The sequence below is a fragment of the Shewanella benthica KT99 genome (genome assembly GCF_000172075.1).
In the GTDB taxonomy this organism is placed as follows: domain Bacteria; phylum Pseudomonadota; class Gammaproteobacteria; order Enterobacterales; family Shewanellaceae; genus Shewanella; species Shewanella benthica_A.
In genome coordinates, this window is the sequence record NZ_ABIC01000029.1 from 39193 (window position 1) to 55787 (window position 16595).

Genomic DNA, 16595 nt, shown 5'->3' on the forward strand with positions numbered 1-16595 from the left:
TGATGTCATCGAACTTTCATCTTAGTGTCAGCTCCAGACTTAATGGCTGACTGTTCACTTGAAGCGGCAGTGAAGGCTGAGTATCTTCAATCTGTAACCTAAGTGATGGCTCTTGTTCGGGTGTTTTACTGCAGATACTTCTCTTCGTCGAAGGCATCGCCGAGTTTGGTGAATAGATTCTTTGATTTACTCTCAGATAATCCGTATTTAAGGCCGATCACATCGCCTTCCGAGTCGCGCTGTAAGCCCGTCTCTTCTATTGCACCGCTCAATACATAACTGAATTTATCGACTGCACCGTCTATGGATGCATCGAAGCGATAACCCGGGGTATCTTCGAACTTTACCGCGCTGAACTTGCTCGAGGCGCCTAGCTGGACTCTGGTTCTGGCATCGATGGAACGAATACCTAACTGACCATTTCTTAGTGGCGTCGACTGTGGCACTCCATCGATCATGATGAGCGCCTTGCGGCCACGCAATGTTTGCCCCGAGTTACTGGAGGTGCCTGAGCTTGGCGCCATTCCCGGTACGCGGAACGCCAATATATTCTGCAACTCAGAGCTGACCAAGATATCTTGCTTAAGCATCTTGTTGTCGATCAAGGTGACGAAGATGGCACTTCATCGATGCGTTCGACACTGCGACTGCCTGTGATAATCGTTGCTATCACCATTGGCAGGTTATTTACATTTGGTTCACTTATGTTGCAGGCGGTGTTTGGTTTAACTTGGTTTTGTGCCTCTGATCACGTTTTTATGTATGATGAGAGATGAAAATTCTCACAGATGATTGGATAAATCTATTGATAGTTTTATCTTGCGGAGAATGGCGATAAAGTCACAGTGTTAGATCATAAATACTAATGATTATTGCTATAAATCAACTATAGATAAATAAAAAAGCTCATGGTTATCATGAGCTTTTTATCTTATGTATCATAGGCTATCAGCAATATATTTAGCCTACACTGATCTCATATGAGGTAAATTTTCTCAGGTTGATAACGCCAGTGTCGAAGATTAAATACTGACCTTTTATGCCGAGTAAAATGCCGCTGACCACAGGATCTTTGTCGAAGTTATGTGAGCTAATCTTGGTTGGGAATTCGGTGACGGGGAAGTGGATAGTCTGTATCTCTTCATCGAGCTTCTCGATGGCATAGTCGCCATGTGCCATGCATATTTCATGGATCTTGTTTTCGACTTCCGGCAGCAATTCTGCGGCTTTCGCTTTTAGATCTATATCTTGTGCATTGCCCTTTAACATGGTGCGCCAATTGGTTTTATCGGCGATCATCTTGGCTAATTCGACTTCGACGAGTCCGGAGATCTGTCTGGTCGACACCTTCAAGATAGCTAAACCTTGGGTGGCACCCTGATCAATCCATCTGGTCGGAAGTTGAGTATGGCGGGTGATGCCAACTTTGAGACCTGAGGTATTTGACAGGTAAACGTAATGAGGCACGAAACAGTTAGCTTCTCCCCATTCTGGCTCGCGGCATGTCCCTTGGGCGAAATGACAGGTTTCGGGCTTCATGATACACAGGTCGCAGCTGGCTAGCTTTCTCATACAGACGAAACAATGGCCCTGAGAATAGCTCTTCTTGGTACGTTTGCCACAGTTACTGCAACATATTTTGCCTGTATGTGTGAGGGTGACACTGGTGCCTATTAGCGGATTCATGTCTAATAAATCATCGCCTATGGGTAACTGATACTGCACCTGCTGGTTATCATCCAGTGTGGCGCGCATCTTCTTGATGGTTCCTAGCATATTTTTTTCCTATCATTGGAAACTCTATCGTTCCCTACAATTTCGAGTATGACATTGACGATCTTAATCGGTATTAATTTCTCATTATATCAGATTGTTGATTTGATTCTTGATTGGTTTAATCGATTGCGAAGTTTTTGTAAAGAAGTATTCTCAAGGCTAAGTGAAGGAGATTGAACAGAAAGCCATTGAAGATAAAGTCATCGAAGAGAAAGTTCTCTTCGATGTTGAGATTGAGTCTGATTTTATTCGGGTCAGAATTAGCGATTGGATCAAGTCAGCTTTAGCGGCTTATCTTATCGAGTACCACATCGTCACCTAATGCATAAAGTGCTTCACATAATTGTTCTTCTTGCTCGGGGTTTCTCATGCCGAGATCGAAGTTTGCTCTGAATAAGGCGACGCCAGTGTGGCAGGCTGTCTCATAACGACTGCTGAAGTGTTCGATATTGATACCCAGAGCGCTTATTTTATTGGAGATTTCATGTACCAGACCGGGTCTGTCATAGGCGACAAGTGAGAAGCTAAGATGTTGTAGTTTATTGGGTTGCTTGCTGGTCTTGGCATAGGTCAGGCTCAAGCCTTCGATACGTTCCAGATTCTCGATTAAGATGTCCCAGTTGGATGAGGGTACCTCTAACAGGAGTATGGCGGCAAAGATACCATCGATATGACGCAGTTCAGAATCCAGCCAATTACCGCCATGGCGACTAACTGCGTGTGCTATCTGTTCAACCAGTCCTTTTCTGTCTGCGACCTGCAGTGTGACTAAGTATCTTAACATATTGATATTCCTTGTTTATTTATTTATTACACTCTTGATTAGACACTGTAACACTAGTGTCATCTTTACGTCATATAATGCCACACATCAGAATAATGAGATTGCTTCTAAGCTATTTTTAGAATAATCCCAGTGAAAAGTCTACTGGCTATTTAATAAACGAGGTTCTAATGGAAACTCAGGTAAAACAACCTGATTCTAAGGCTCATAACCTACTGATGGGGAGGGGTCCTAGCAGCAGGGCAATTAAGGATAAGTTGACTCAAATTGGGGTGACTATTGGCGGAGCTATGGTATTTATCGCTCTGTTGTTAATTTTCTTTTATCTGCTCTATGTTATCAAGCCTATCTTCGATGACGCCGAAGTGTCACCAGTATCGAGCGTGGATCTCCATGATTCAGTTCCGGCCCTGATGGTTGGAAGCGATGAACAAAATGAGATCATGTACCGTGTCTCTCAAACTGGTCGAGTCGATTTTTATGATGTTAGCTCATCAAAATTAATTAATACTCAGCAGCTGGAATTTCCCGAGGGTAGTCAGGTTGTCAGTAGTTCAGCCTCGGTGCCAAGTGAGCAGAGATTTGCTTTCGGACTCGATAATGGTCAGGTGATCATTGCGGGTATCGAGTTTGCTGTGACTTATCCAGACAATAATCGACTCATCACACCTAATTTGAGATTCCCTAATGGCAAGGCGCCCATGACTGTCGATGAACAGGGGCAATCGATAAACAATCTCGCATTCGATTACAGTAGCGATAAGATCACCTTTGCTTATCAGGGAGATGACAATATTTGGCGTCTGTCACGTCAGGAAGGTGAAGAGAACATGATGACCGAAGAGGTCGAATGGTCTGCTTATAGTGGCATCATCGACGATGCTCCGGTACGTGTTCAGCAACAATTGATGACCCCGGATCAGCGTCAACTCCTGCTTAGATCAGACAATAAACTCTTCGTCTATGATATTCGAGATGTCGAAGCTGTCTCCCTGAGTCAAGTATTAGAGCTGGGGCGTACTGGTGTCAAGGTCACAAATGTTAGCCTGCTAGCAGGGGCAAGCTCTCTGTTGGTGAGTTACGATTCAGGCCTGGTACAACAGTATTTTCAGGTAAATGGTAACCAAGGACGTCAGTATCAAGAGATACGCGAATTTATCAATCATGGCGGCATTAAGAGTGTTGCCGCTGAATTTTATCGCAAGAGCTTCGTCACTATCAGCGATAATGGCAAGTTGTCGTTGCTTTATACCACGAGCCAAAGAAAACTGTTTTCCAAAGATTTTGACTTAAAGAATCCCAGCACGCTGGGATTTAGCCCACGCTCTAACGCCTTAGTGGTCGAAGCTGACCATAAGTTACATATGTTCAGTGTCTCCAATACTCATCCTGAAGTGTCATGGAGCGCTATGTGGAGCAAGGTGTGGTATGAAAGTTATCCTGAGCCCCAATATGTGTGGCAGTCGACTTCGGGATCCGATGATTTTGAAGCTAAGTTGAGCCTGATGCCATTGGCGTTTGGTACCATGAAAGCCGCTTTCTATGCCATGATGTTTGCCACGCCTCTGGCGATTGCCAGCGCCATCTATACTGCCTATTTTATGACGCCTAAAGTACGCTCCTTCGTCAAGCCAACCATAGAGATCATGGAAGCCTTGCCTACGGTAATACTCGGTTTCCTTGCCGGTTTATGGCTGGCCCCCTTGATAGAAGATCACTTGCCGGGGATCTTAGTCTTACTCATCCTCTTGCCAGTCTCGATACTGACCAGCGCTTTCCTCTGGCATAACTTGCCGGGTAAGGCTAAGCAGTACTTGCCCGAAGCCTATCAGGAGTTGATGTTGATCCCGGTGATTTTATTCGTCGGCTGGTTCTCCTTCGCCATCAGTCCCGCTTTAGAAATCATTTTCTTCGATGGTGATTCAAGGTTATTTATCACCAATGAGCTCGGTTTCACCTTCGATCAGCGAAATGCGCTGGTTGTCGGTATCGCCATGGGATTTGCGGTCATTCCAACTATCTTCACGATAGCCGAAGATGCGGTGTTCTCGGTGCCTCGTCATCTTTCTAATGGTAGTTTGGCGCTGGGTGCAACCACCTGGCAGACACTGACTCGCGTCGTCTTATTAACTGCAAGTCCTGGCATCTTCTCTGCCATCATGATGGGAGTGGGGCGTGCGGTTGGTGAAACCATGATCGTACTCATGGCGACGGGTAACACGGCTATCATGGAGTGGAGTGTATTTCAGGGCATGCGCACCCTGGCGGCGAATATTGCCGTCGAAGTACCTGAGTCGGCCATAGGCAGTTCTCACTATCGGGTACTCTTCCTCGCAGCCTTCGTACTGTTTATTTTCACCTTTATCTTCAACACTATTGCCGAAGTGGTCAGACAGCGTCTACGTGAACGCTATAGCTCACTTTAATCGCTCATTTTAGTAGCAAAGAAATGATGAATATATATATGAACATGAATATATGGGTTTTACAGTTGAACTTATGGAGAGACTCTCATGGGTAATTGGTTTAAGTCAGGTTCTCCTTGGGGCTGTGATATGACAGGTGGTGCGGTATGTTCAGCACTAGATGTAGGGAGATATTCTCATGGGTAATTGGTTTAAGTCAGGTTCTCCTTGGGGCTGTGATATGACAGGTGGTGCGGTATGTTCAGCACTAGATGTAGGGAGATATTCTCATGGGTAATTGGTTTAAGTCGGGCTCTCCTTGGGGCTGTGATATGACAGGTGGTGCGGTATGTTCAGCACTAGATGTAGGGAGATATTCTCATGGGTAATTGGTTTAAGTCGGGCTCTCCTTGGATCTGGATGACAGGTGGTGCGGTCAGCATCAGTTTGATTGCGGTACTGGGGCTACTCTTGATGATTGCATGGCGGGGTTTGAGTTACTTCTGGCCTGCTGAGATCTACCAATGGGAGATGCAAGATCAACATGGAGCCAAATATACACTTATCGGTGAGATCTACGACACCGAACAGGTGCCCACAGAGCAGCTGCTCTCGGCTGGTCATGTGTTTAAAGAGGCACAGGGGGATACGGTCACCCGTTACTTAGTTAAAACGGGAAACCGTGAATTTGTTGGTTTGGATTTTCGCTGGATCCTAGCCACAAACATCATCTCACGCAGTCAACCCAAAGATATTGCGGTCATGGAGCGCAGTAAAAATGGTGACTTTTACGGTTATCCTGTTGCTGTCATAGAAAATGGTAAACGACTCAACTTCGATAATGTTGAAGCTTCGTTCGAGTCGCACATCGAGCGTGCTGTGGTGCTCAATGATAAGGCGGTGGACATACAGAAGGGGGAGATCGGTTCGATAAATTACGCCATTGAGAAGCTTCGTCTGCAGGGACGTGGTTATGAACTCGATGGTGAACTAACACCTGTGATAAAGGCCGATTTAGCCCATAAGCGGGCTGAACTACAGGTTCAATACCTGATTGTAGAGAAACAGTTCTTCGAACTCAGGAAAGAAGCGGGTCGGGATTCGGTCGTTATCAAAGACATGCGCGGCCTCGAGGTTACCCTCAAGCTGGGCAGCATTTTGGATGTGACTTACTCCAACCGTCTGGGCCTTCTGGATAAATTGGGCCATTGGTTCGTCGGTGTTGGCCGTTTCGTCAGTGACGATCCTCGTGAAGCCAACACTGAGGGCGGAGTATTTCCGGCTATTTTCGGCACCGTATTTATGGTGATGCTGATGGCTGTGATTGTGACGCCATTTGGGGTGGTTGCGGCGGTTTATTTGCACGAATATGCCAAGAAAGGCCCAGTCACTAAGATGATTCGCATCGCCGTGATTAATCTGGCCGGTGTGCCCTCGATTGTTTATGGGGTATTCGGATTAGGATTCTTCGTTTATATGTTCGGTGGCAGCATAGATCAGCTCTTCTTTCCCGAAGCGCTGCCGGCGCCGACATTCGGTTCCCCGGGTGTACTCTGGTCCGCATTAACCTTGGCTATCCTGACCTTACCTGTGGTTATCGTGTCGACCGAGGAAGGTTTGAGCCGTATCCCAAGTTCGGTACGCCAAGCTAGCCTAGCACTGGGTGCTACCAAGGCGGAAACCCTGTGGCGCATTATTTTGCCGATGGCGAGCCCGGCCATCATGACAGGACTTATTCTGGCAGTGGCGCGCGCCGCGGGTGAAGTGGCTCCCTTGATGTTGGTGGGTGTGGTTAAGCTTGCACCAACCTTGCCCATAGATATGAATTTTCCCTTCGTACATCTGGAGCGAAAGTTTATGCACTTAGGTTTTCATATTTACGATGTGGGCTTTCAAAGTCCGAATGTCGAGGCTGCGAGACCTCTGGTTTACGCCACCTCGTTCCTGCTGGTTACTGTCATTGTGTCATTGAACCTGACGGCGATAGCGGTTCGAAACCATCTACGTGAGAAATATCGCTCACTCGAGCAATAATACCGGCTAGCGGAGTAATATAAATCCAGTATGATAAAGAAACTAAATCATTATTTTTAAGTTGCAGTTATAAACCAAGAAATTGTCACATAGTGACTCAAATAGAGATGCGTAGCAGATCTATAAAGTGATAGGACATAAAATGATTTCGATAGATAAGTCAGCGATGAGTACTAAATCAGTGGACCTGAAAAATTTGAGCCAGGAAGAAACAGCCCTGGAGATCCGTAACTTAGATCTGAAATATGGCGATAAACAGGCCTTGTTCGATGTATCGATGAAGATACCGGAGAAAAAAGTTACCGCATTTATCGGTCCCAGTGGTTGTGGTAAGTCGACTCTGTTGCGCTGTATTAACCGTATGAATGATCTGGTGGATAATTGCCATATTAGTGGTGAAGTCCTGCTTCACGGACAAAACATCTATGACAAAAAGGTCGATGTTGCCGCCCTGCGTCGTAACGTAGGCATGGTATTCCAGCGTCCGAACCCTTTTCCTAAATCAATCTATGAGAATGTGGTTTACGGATTGCGCCTTCAAGGGATAAACAATCGTCGCGATCTTGATGACGCAGCCGAGCGCTCTCTTCGCGGTGCCGCGATATGGGATGAAGTGAAAGACAGACTTCATGATAACGCCTTCGGCCTTTCAGGAGGTCAGCAACAGCGTTTGGTGATTGCTCGCGCCATTGCCATTGAGCCTGAGGTGTTACTACTGGATGAACCCACATCGGCTCTGGATCCCATATCGACCCTGATCATCGAAGAGCTGATCAGTGAGCTTAAATCTAAATATACCGTGGTGATAGTGACCCACAACATGCAGCAGGCGGCTCGGGTGTCAGATCAAACCGCATTTATGTACATGGGCGAGCTGGTTGAGTACGCCGATACCAATACCATCTTTACCACGCCGCAGAAACGTAAGACGGAAGATTACATCACCGGCCGTTACGGGTAATTAGAGTGAATCAACAATTCCAAGTCCAGTGAGCTAAGCTCCCTGGGGATGAGAGACTTAAAAAGGGTTAACACCGATGGACAATATGAATTTAAATAAACACATTTCGGGTCAGTTTAACGCCGAGCTGGATGATATTCGTAACCACGTCTTGGCCATGGGCGGACTGGTCGAACGTCAGTTGGAGCAAGCACTGGATGCTATTGCGAACTTAGATGCTGAGCTCGCCCAGAGAGTGATCGAAGGCGATCATAAGGTCAATGGTATGGAGGTCGCGATCGATGAGGAATGTGCCCGTATCATCGCCAAAAGACAACCTGCTGCGAGTGATTTAAGGTTAGTGCTGGCCATCTCTAAAACCATCACAGATTTAGAGCGTATTGGTGATGCCTGTGTGAAAATTGCCAAGGTTGCTCTGGAGAAACGTTTGAAAAAGCAGCAGCCTCTGCTGGTGAGTCTGGATAGCATGGGACGCCACGCGACCCGTTTTCTTCACGGTACCCTCGATGCCTTGGCTCGCATGGATGCTGATGCAGCGTTCGCACTCCATAAGGAAGACGCTAAGTTAGATAAAGAGTATGAAGGCACCATCCGCCAACTTATGACCTATATGATGGAAGATCCCCGCTCAATACCTGAGGTGTTTGATGTGCTTTGGGCAACCAGAGCCGTAGAGCGTGTCGGCGATCGCTGTCAGAATATCTGTGAATACATCATCTATTATGTTAAAGGCAAAGATGTGCGCCACGTATCTTATGAAGAGATGGAAAAAGATCTCAACCTATAGCTTGGTCTTAGGAAAGTTGGGTAATGGAAAAGATGTCCGCAATGGTGTAAACCTTGATTATAAAGCAGCTTATCGCTGCTTTTTTGGTTTTTATTGTCTAGCCGTACATTACTGAATCGACATATAGGTTATTATATTACGAGTTTTGTGAGTATCTGATTTTTTACAGAGCAAGAATATGATTATCGTGCTCTGTTGGTAAATGGATACGCAAATTCTATTTAATAGCTGGACAGCAGTTTGCTCTAACACCTTGAGTCTTCAATTTAGCTAGCTTTACCACAAAATGCAACTTTTCCGTTGCAACGTATACTTAACCTGCATTGGATTTAATGCGCCATAATGTGAGTGTGTGTGCTTCTGGATCCGAGTGGCGTCATTATTTTGTGTGGCGCCGCATGTTAACGTGCGGGAGCTATATGTCTATTAAGACCAGTATCAATCCATCTGTTTTTTCCATCATTATTTATCATCATCTTGATGGTATTCGTAGGCTCTGTGTGGCCAGAACAATCTCAAGAAGTATTCAAATTGGTTCAGACCTGGTTTCAGGTTAAAGCCGGTTGGCTCTACATTTCAGGCGTAGCCATCTTCCTTATTTTTATCATCTTCGTCATGTTAGCCGTTTCGGTGATATCAAGCTTGGGCCGGATCACGCCGAACCTGTGATGCACTATATGTCGCCACCGGATGCCGCCCCTGAGACGATTCAGGCGGCAAAAGATGCGATGAAGATAACTTTCTTCCATGGGGGATCCATGCCTGGGCAATCTACGCTGTCGTTGGCCTGAGTCTGTCTTATTTCTCCTATCGTCATAAATTACCTCTGTTGCCGAGAAGTGCTCTTTACCCCTTGATTGGTGAGCGCATTTATGGACCCATAGGCCATGCGGTTGATACGTTTGCCGTGATAGGTACCATGTTTGGTGTGGCTACCTCGCTCGGTTTTGGAGTGTTGCAGGTTAACTCGGGCCTTAACTATCTACTCGGTGTGCCAGTGAATGCCATGGTGCAGGTAGGCTTGATTATTGCTATTTCGTTGATTGCCACCCTGTCGGTATTTTCAGGTTTGGATACTAAGGTGTGTGAGAGCTTCATTCGTCGCGGTATCCCGGCTAAGGTCATCAATTTAGACAATCGAGTCAGGTTTGTTATCCCTAGTGAGGACCATAACGATTTTGTCTATGGTCTGCGGATCAGAGCCTTTACCATTACCAATCCGTTAGTCAGCGAAGTCGACGATGGTGAAACAGATTATTATCGCGCCGAAGTCTTCCTTGAGTATGGTGGCCAGCACTATGACGTGATGGGTTTCACTCAGAAACAGATCTTGGCCGATGTGGTGACTCAGTACGAGAAGTACAATTATTATCTGCATATCTCAAGTTCAGAATATCTGGGCGAGGATACATAAGCCAAACTTAAGTTTTTAGCAGTAGGCTTTTCGTGGAAAATCAGTTAAACAGTTAAATTTACCCTGTAGCGATGTTATTATCGCTACAGGGTATTTTTTTGCTATCGTGCCGGCAATGATGAAGTCACGATAGCTGTGAGCAGGATTAAAGTGTATGTCGGTAAGCCAAGGTCAAAGTAAACTAGATAAAGTATTAGCTGCAGCCAGAGACTATAAAGCGAAGCGCGAAACGGGCTACCGTGAGCAGGCGCTGAAGTTATATCCATGGGTGTGTGGTCGTTGTACTCGTGAGTTTACTCATTCAAATCTGCGTGAGCTGACCGTGCATCATAAAGATCATAACCATGATAACAACCCATCTGATGGCTCAAACTGGGAGTTACTCTGTCTTTATTGTCATGATAATGAACATTCGAAATTTGAGGAGTTGATTCAGTACGGCGCGACTACTGAGACAAAAGTAGAATCGGCAACTTATAATCCCTTCGCCGATCTTAAAGGCATGATGAAGAAGTAGTCTATCGGCCAGACAAGATAAGAGAGATATGCCGGTATCGGCTATATCTCTTTTTATCGCTTTTTATATCCATTAACGCTCGTTCAGTGTTATACCATGCCATATAAGTATCTGGTCAGTTCAGAGACTCTCAGTTTTTTCAATTCAAGGCGCATTGATGAGGGAATGGTTATTCCCTTTTAAGTCAATGCAACACAAAAGTGGAAACGCTGAGAGCCTCACGCAGTGCGGCTGATGTTTAAAGCAAAGGGCAAAGCCCTTTATGTTACGTTGAATGTTCTCGATATACGACTGCATGGTCTATTTTGTTCCATACAAAATAAGACATTTCCCTGACCCATAGGGATATGGGAAATGTCTTTAAAGCGTATGGAACGCTTAAGACCATGGAGGTCAGATGCAGGAGGTACGAGCCCATGGACGGGTGAAGGTAGAATAATGCAGGAGCCATTATCGAGAGCAACGCAGGAGCTTGTTGCCGAGAATAACTATTAGCTTCAAACATTCGTCTTGCCTACAGCGCTTTGAACTCCCGCTGGATGATCAGATACTTACTCGGAATGGTATTTTCGTGCCTCAGCTTCTAGCCACTTCTGTCGACTGATACTGTTTCTCTCGCCGAGCTCGCCTTTGCTGAGTTCGGTCTTACGCTGGGCTAGTTTCTTCCACACTTCAGTTTTAAACCCATCGTCAGCCGCACTCCAGCCGACAATCTCATCGATAGTCCGGTAACACCCCATACAGATGTCATCATCGTTTAAAGCACATTTGGCCACGCAAGGGGAGTGAATCATAGGTTTCGGCTCAGATTTTAATGCTAAAATTATGGCTCGAGATTTTAGTGATCCTGGTGACGATTTTCAAGCTTGAGTGAGAACTATACCAATCTCCGTTGGCTAGAGTCTGCCACTATTTCATTGTAAAGATGATTTTTATCAGCATGTTAATATTTTTTCTTCGATAAAAATAGAGTGAGGTATATTGAGCTTATGAATGATCTATAGCGCTGTAAATTATAGGTAAAGCGGACTTCAAATGCTAGACTCGATTGAATTTTATATCAGTTTGTTTTTTCATTTATTTAGCTTTTCAATGGGTTGTGGGAAGTTACTGGGGGCTTTATGAAAGCGTTGCTACGCTTAAGTGTTTTTGTTGTGCTGGGTCTGCTTACGACGGCATGTTCTCTGTTAGAGATAAAACTTGAAAGTGGTGTGGTACCTCTGCCACAGGAGCAACTTAATATGCGGGTATTTAGTCGTGATTTTAGCAGCACTTTCTACAGTCGGGTCGAACAGACTGCCGACCAGATTTCAGCGCTTGAATCTAACGACGAGCAAGATATCTATCAGAAATCTAACGCTTTGATGTGGAAGATAAATGCTGAGCAGGCGCTGCAGAGGACTATTTTTCAGGCCTCACCTGTGGCTGCCATGGTCGATACCTGGGCATTTACGGCACAGATGAGTGAATTTTATGACACTGGTGCGGGTAAAGCCCTATTTGGCGCACAACAAGCGCAGGTTATCGAGACCAGTAGGGCATTAGAAGCTCAGTTTGAGAAAACGGTTAAAGGCTTCGTATCTCAGAGTGACTTCAATAATAATCGCGATTTTATCAAACAATACGTGTTGGATAATCCCCTTACCGACATCACATTTAGTCGTAAGTCGGCATTCAATGACTGGTTAATATTCAGAAAAATCAATGAATTTGAAGCTGTGACTACCTTTGGTTCAGTGCCGGAAGTGATGAGTGACATCTCAGATCGTATGGCGATGATCTCTGAGCAGATGCCCAAAATATTAGGTTGGAAAGCCGAACTCTATGCACTGCATTCCAATATCAATGCCGAAGAAATCCAGGCAACGCTGGTGAGCATCAGTGAGACATCGGCAAGGTTTCAGGAGTTGATGGCACAGACCCCTGAGATGATGCAAAGCTTAGCCGTGGATATGCGACGTGAGCTAAGCCCCTTACTGCAGCAGCTCAGTGATTCTACCGATGATAAACTTAAGCTGCTATCGGTTGAGCGTCAGGCACTAGAATTGATGGTTAACAATGAGCGTCTGGCTCTGGAAAAGATGGTAGCCAGGGAGCGTGTCGCCGCGGCGGCTAACCTGGATGAGATCTCCAAACATACGGTAGAGGTGTTTTTTCAGCAGCTGACCAAGACGCTTAAGAGTCTGATCCTCTATTTTGTGCTCTTCTTGATGGCGATCTTCTTCGCGCCTCTTGGTCTAGGTGTTTGGCTTGGTAAGAGAATGGAAAGCAAGAAGACGAGTTCCTAGGAAATCGGGCCTAGGAAATCGCTGTTAACTCTGTATCATGCAGGGTTAGCAGCCGTCTTTTTTCCTGTGTTGTTTCTGTCTTTTTCCTATCTTTTACCTATAAACAAGAGTGCCAACATCTTGCAAGAAACCTCTCATCGTCATCGCCTAAAGCAACTCGATACATTGTTAGTTCAGAGCCGTGCGCTATGGCAGGTGAAGGCGTTCGACTGCACTCAATTACCCTGGGAGAAACAGTTTCCTAGTTTGGCAGAAAAAGTGTGGTCGATATCTGATGTCGATATCGATGCACTCGATAAAGGTCAAACTAAGCTCAACGCTGAGTTGTTGCCTGCACTACAAAGAGACCTTGTTCGACATGATCTAGCATGGCAACTAGACTTGCTTCAGCAAGTGGGATCCGTGTTAACCGATGGAAATACAAGCCAAGTTAGGCACTTGGGTTCGTTGTTGTCGGATAAGGATGCCGCTCATTTCAGCGCTGGAATAAAAGGCCGTAAATGGTCACAGATCACGGCATTTGCGGCTCAAATCAAGCAAGATAGCAGCGAAGTACTGGAGTGGTGCGCCGGCAAGGGGCATCTTGGTCGACTCATCGCCAAGATTCATTCTCGTCCTGTGGTGAGTCTGGAGTGGCAGCAGGGCCTGTGTGATGAAGGGATAAAATTTGCCGAGAAGTGGCATCTGCCGCAGAAATTTATCTGCGCCGATGCATTTGCACCTCAGCAGTCCAAGCTAAAGAGGGAGCAGCAGGCCGTAGCACTGCACGCCTGTGGTGATCTCCATGTGCGCTTGCTAAGGTTGGCATCCCAGGCAAACACTAGGTCCATTATCATCTCTCCCTGTTGTTATCATCTTATTCAAGCTGAGCAGTATCAGGGGATGTCTGAAGTGGTACTCGATAGTGAGTTGGTATTATCTCGACATGATCTGCAGGTGCCGCTGCAGCACAGTACTATTGCCAATGCGAAACAGGTTGAATATCGCCACAGGGAGATCGTCTGGCGTCTGGGATTCGACTCCTTACAGCGAGAAGTGAATCGAAGTAGGCGATATCTGCCCATTCCATCGATAAAGCAGAGTCAACTGAATGAAGGTTTTGAGGCATTTTGTTACTGGGCGGCGGGGAAAAAGTCGGTGGAATTACCGGTCGATCTGGATGTTGACCTTTACCTTGAGTTAGGCGTTCAGAGACAGAGGCTCACCCGGCGAATCGATCTGGTTGCTCACCTGTTTCGTGCCATACTGGAACATTGGTTACTGCTCGATAGAGTCTGCTTTCTCGAAGAGCAAGATTACTCGGTAAAGCTCACTAGATTTTGCAGTGAAGCCATTACCCCAAGAAACTCACTGATATTGGCGGAAAAACCAGCAAACTAATATTCAGCCTATAAGGGATTAACTAAGCCTATGTTTTTATAGTGAAGATATACTACAGTATATAAAAAATTTCTTTTAGACCGCATTTTTTTGATCGAAAATGAAGTTTATGAGTGAAAAAATCGTACCTATGACGGTTTTTTATTGAATCATTAGCCTTTTCTTGCTCAAATGATGGGTTAATACTAAATAATAATACTTATTGGCTGAAGTTGCGCCGATATTGAGAGCGAAATAATACTGTTTCATGAAATATTCCCGAGTATTTATCAATAGCCTGGCATATGAACTGGCACCTGAAGTTGTGTCAACTTCCGAATTAGAATCTCGTTTGGCACCTCTATATAAGAAGTTTAGCATTCCTATGGGGCAACTTGCCGCATTAACCGGGATCACCGAGCGTCGCTGGTGGCCAAAGGGTCATAGATTATCAGACGGTGCTCTGGCCGCTGCACACAAGGCTATTGATGAAACCGGCGTGAAAGTGAGTGATTTAGGCGCCGTGGTTTATACCGGGGTTTGCCGCGATCAACATGAGCCAGCAACGGCGTGTCGTATCGCAGCAGAGCTTGGGGTGTCGAAAGATACCGCCATCTATGATATCAGTAATGCTTGTCTTGGGGTGCTTTCTGGGATCTTAGATATTGCTAACCGTATCGAACTCGGTCAAATTAAAGCTGGCTTAGTGGTCTCCTGTGAATCAGCTCGTCATATTGTCGACATCACCATAGATAATATGTTGGCCGATCAAACCATGCAGAACTATGCCCAGTCGCTGGCAACCCTAACCGGTGGTTCTGGAGCCGTAGCCGTCTTGCTTACCGATGGCAGCTTGCCATTGAGAACTGATCGTCAACATCAGCTTTTAGGTGCGAGTCACCTTTCGGCACCTGAGCACCATAACTTGTGTCAATGGGGCCTGCAGGAAGCGGGTTTACATCTCTACCGTGAGTTTATGCGCACCGATGGTGTGACACTACTCAAAGAAGGAGTAGAGCTTGCTCGTCATACCTGGAGTGATTTCCTCGAACAGCGTGACTGGGTGGTGGAGCAGGTCGATAAAGTGATCTGTCATCAAGTGGGGTCAGCAAACCGCCTGAAAGTGCTCAATGCACTGAATATTCCCCAAGAGAAAGAGTTTCCTACTTATCAACTTCTGGGCAATATGGGCACAGTTTCTCTGCCAGTCACAGCAGCTATGGCCCACGATCAGGGCTTCTTGAAGAAGGGTGATCAGGTGAGCTTCTTAGGCATAGGTAGTGGACTTAACTGCATGATGCTTGGGATTAAGTGGTAATGAGCTAGCCATTAGTGCTGTCTTAGCGCGTTTCAGTCCCATACCTCACATAATCACCTTATGCGCCTGAAGTTTGAGGCGCGGTGATGCAAAGAATATTTAGGAAGAGTCATGTTAGACACTCTGTTTCCCTTCAAGCGCAATTATCTCGATAGAAATGGCCATAAGCTACAGTATGTAAATGAAGGCCTAGGTGAGCCAGTCGTCATGGTTCATGGCAATCCTAGCTGGTCTTTCTATTATCGAAATCTGGTGTCAGCTCTAAGCAGTAATCATCAGTGTATCGTACCAGATCATATCGGCTGTGGTCTGTCGGATAAGCCGGATGACAGCGGCTACGACTACACACTAAAGAATCGTATCGACGATCTCGAAGCCTTGCTCGAACACCTCGACGTCAAAGAGAACATCACCTTAGTCGTACATGACTGGGGCGGGATGATAGGCATGGGTTATGCTGCGCGTTATCCGGAGCGGATAAAACGTCTGGTTATTCTCAATACCGGCGCGTTTCATCTTCCTCAATCTAAGCCGTTTCCTTGGCCCTTATGGATCTGCCGTAATACCATGTTAGGCACAGTTCTGGTTCGTGGTTTCAATGCGTTTTCATCCATAGCCTCCTATATAGGTGTTAAGCGTAAACCTATGCCGAGTGAGATACGCAAAGCCTATGTGGCGCCTTTCAACTCTTGGGCTAACCGGATCTCGACCTTGAGGTTTATCCAGGATATCCCTCTAAAAGAGAGTGATAGAAACTATGAGTTGGTCTCTGAAATAGCCGCTAGCCTGCCAAAGTTTGCCCATGTACCGACTATGATTTGCTGGGGCCTGAAAGATTTCGTTTTCGATAAGCATTTTCTTGCTCAGTGGAAAGTAGAGATGCCCCATGCGAGCGTGCATGAATTTGCAGATTGCGGTCACTATATTCTTGAAGATGCCACCGAGAAGTCGT

13 protein-coding genes and 2 pseudogenes are annotated in these 16595 nt (G+C 45.9%); 11 read left to right on the forward strand and 4 right to left on the reverse strand.

The genetic code is table 11. The features are described 5' to 3' along the window. Positions 1-128 precede the first annotated feature (128 nt). Positions 129-661: pseudogene (locus KT99_RS13515) on the reverse strand (TonB-dependent receptor plug domain-containing protein); the annotation flags it as partial. Positions 662-960: 299 nt separating this feature from the next. Further along, positions 961-1776 (reverse strand): DUF2797 domain-containing protein, encoded by an 816-nt coding sequence (locus KT99_RS13525; protein ID WP_005501009.1) that lies wholly within the window; start codon positions 1774-1776, stop codon positions 961-963. Between the two features lie 163 nt (positions 1777-1939). Here KT99_RS13525 and KT99_RS22070 point away from each other — a divergent pair, with 163 nt between their 5' ends. Next, on the forward strand, positions 1940-2098 hold the full coding sequence (locus tag KT99_RS22070) for a hypothetical protein (protein WP_157752210.1): 159 nt from the start codon (positions 1940-1942) through the stop codon (positions 2096-2098). On the opposite strand, the gene KT99_RS13530 is transcribed toward KT99_RS22070, so the two are convergent. Next, positions 2060-2560, reverse strand: a complete 501-nt coding sequence (locus KT99_RS13530; RefSeq protein WP_005501010.1) for a glycine cleavage system protein R — start codon at positions 2558-2560, stop codon at positions 2060-2062. The two genes, KT99_RS22070 and KT99_RS13530, sit on opposite strands and share 39 nt — an antisense overlap. Before the next feature lie 170 nt (positions 2561-2730). Between KT99_RS13530 and KT99_RS13535 the strand changes: the two genes are divergently transcribed. The 6 genes and pseudogenes from KT99_RS13535 to KT99_RS13560 all read left to right on the forward strand — a co-directional run bounded on the left by KT99_RS13535 (position 2731) and on the right by KT99_RS13560 (position 10678). Further along, a complete protein-coding gene (locus KT99_RS13535) occupies positions 2731-4986 on the forward strand; it encodes an ABC transporter permease subunit (protein ID WP_005501011.1) in 2256 nt (751 codons plus the stop codon). A 360-nt stretch (positions 4987-5346) separates the two neighbouring features. Next, positions 5347-6999: a phosphate ABC transporter permease PstA gene (gene pstA / locus KT99_RS13540; RefSeq protein ID WP_005501012.1), complete on the forward strand. Its 1653-nt coding sequence runs from the start codon at positions 5347-5349 to the stop codon at positions 6997-6999. Between the two features lie 142 nt (positions 7000-7141). Next, positions 7142-7960 carry a phosphate ABC transporter ATP-binding protein PstB gene (gene pstB / locus KT99_RS13545; RefSeq protein WP_005501013.1) on the forward strand — a complete coding sequence of 273 codons (819 nt, stop codon included), beginning with the start codon at positions 7142-7144 and terminating at the stop codon, positions 7958-7960. 76 nt (positions 7961-8036) lie between these two features. After that, positions 8037-8747, forward strand: a complete 711-nt coding sequence (gene phoU, locus KT99_RS13550; protein WP_005501014.1) for a phosphate signaling complex protein PhoU — start codon at positions 8037-8039, stop codon at positions 8745-8747. A gap of 419 nt (positions 8748-9166) precedes the next feature. Beyond that, a pseudogene (locus KT99_RS20950) lies at positions 9167-10161 on the forward strand (BCCT family transporter). Positions 10162-10315: 154 nt separating this feature from the next. Next, positions 10316-10678 carry a YajD family HNH nuclease gene (locus KT99_RS13560; RefSeq protein WP_005501024.1) on the forward strand — a complete coding sequence of 121 codons (363 nt, stop codon included), beginning with the start codon at positions 10316-10318 and terminating at the stop codon, positions 10676-10678. A 551-nt stretch (positions 10679-11229) separates the two neighbouring features. On the opposite strand, the gene KT99_RS13565 is transcribed toward KT99_RS13560, so the two are convergent. Then, entirely contained in the window at positions 11230-11472 is a 243-nt protein-coding gene (locus KT99_RS13565) for a DUF1289 domain-containing protein (protein ID WP_040571995.1), read from the reverse strand. Positions 11473-11799: 327 nt separating this feature from the next. On the opposite strand from KT99_RS13565, the gene KT99_RS13570 reads away from it, so the two are divergent. The 4 genes from KT99_RS13570 to KT99_RS13585 all read left to right on the forward strand — a co-directional run. Then, positions 11800-12966, forward strand: coding sequence for a hypothetical protein (locus KT99_RS13570; RefSeq protein ID WP_005501029.1), 1167 nt, complete (start codon positions 11800-11802; stop codon positions 12964-12966). A 120-nt stretch (positions 12967-13086) separates the two neighbouring features. Beyond that, positions 13087-14346 carry a methyltransferase gene (locus KT99_RS13575; RefSeq protein WP_100067671.1) on the forward strand — a complete coding sequence of 420 codons (1260 nt, stop codon included), beginning with the start codon at positions 13087-13089 and terminating at the stop codon, positions 14344-14346. Positions 14347-14593: 247 nt separating this feature from the next. Next, positions 14594-15643 (forward strand): 3-oxoacyl-ACP synthase III, encoded by a 1050-nt coding sequence (locus KT99_RS13580; RefSeq protein ID WP_005501031.1) that lies wholly within the window; start codon positions 14594-14596, stop codon positions 15641-15643. A 111-nt stretch (positions 15644-15754) separates the two neighbouring features. After that, positions 15755-16595, forward strand: an 841-nt coding sequence (locus KT99_RS13585) for an alpha/beta fold hydrolase (RefSeq protein ID WP_005501032.1), incomplete at its 3' end; no start/stop codon positions are given.

Excerpts from the sequence above, each read along its gene's own strand:
- KT99_RS13580 (WP_005501031.1), top strand. The coding sequence starts at position 14,594 with ATGAAATATTCCCGAGTATTTATCAATAGCCTGGCATATGAACTGGCA.
- KT99_RS13570 (WP_005501029.1), top strand. The coding sequence starts at position 11,800 with ATGAAAGCGTTGCTACGCTTAAGTGTTTTTGTTGTGCTGGGTCTGCTT.
- KT99_RS13535 (WP_005501011.1), top strand. The coding sequence starts at position 2,731 with ATGGAAACTCAGGTAAAACAACCTGATTCTAAGGCTCATAACCTACTG.
- KT99_RS13560 (WP_005501024.1), top strand. The coding sequence starts at position 10,316 with ATGTCGGTAAGCCAAGGTCAAAGTAAACTAGATAAAGTATTAGCTGCA.
- KT99_RS13530 (WP_005501010.1), bottom strand. The coding sequence starts at position 2,560 with ATGTTAAGATACTTAGTCACACTGCAGGTCGCAGACAGAAAAGGACTG.
- pstA (WP_005501012.1), top strand. The coding sequence starts at position 5,347 with ATGGGTAATTGGTTTAAGTCGGGCTCTCCTTGGATCTGGATGACAGGT.
- pstB (WP_005501013.1), top strand. The coding sequence starts at position 7,142 with ATGATTTCGATAGATAAGTCAGCGATGAGTACTAAATCAGTGGACCTG.
- KT99_RS13525 (WP_005501009.1), bottom strand. The coding sequence starts at position 1,776 with ATGCTAGGAACCATCAAGAAGATGCGCGCCACACTGGATGATAACCAG.
- phoU (WP_005501014.1), top strand. The coding sequence starts at position 8,037 with ATGGACAATATGAATTTAAATAAACACATTTCGGGTCAGTTTAACGCC.
- KT99_RS13565 (WP_040571995.1), bottom strand. The coding sequence starts at position 11,472 with ATGATTCACTCCCCTTGCGTGGCCAAATGTGCTTTAAACGATGATGAC.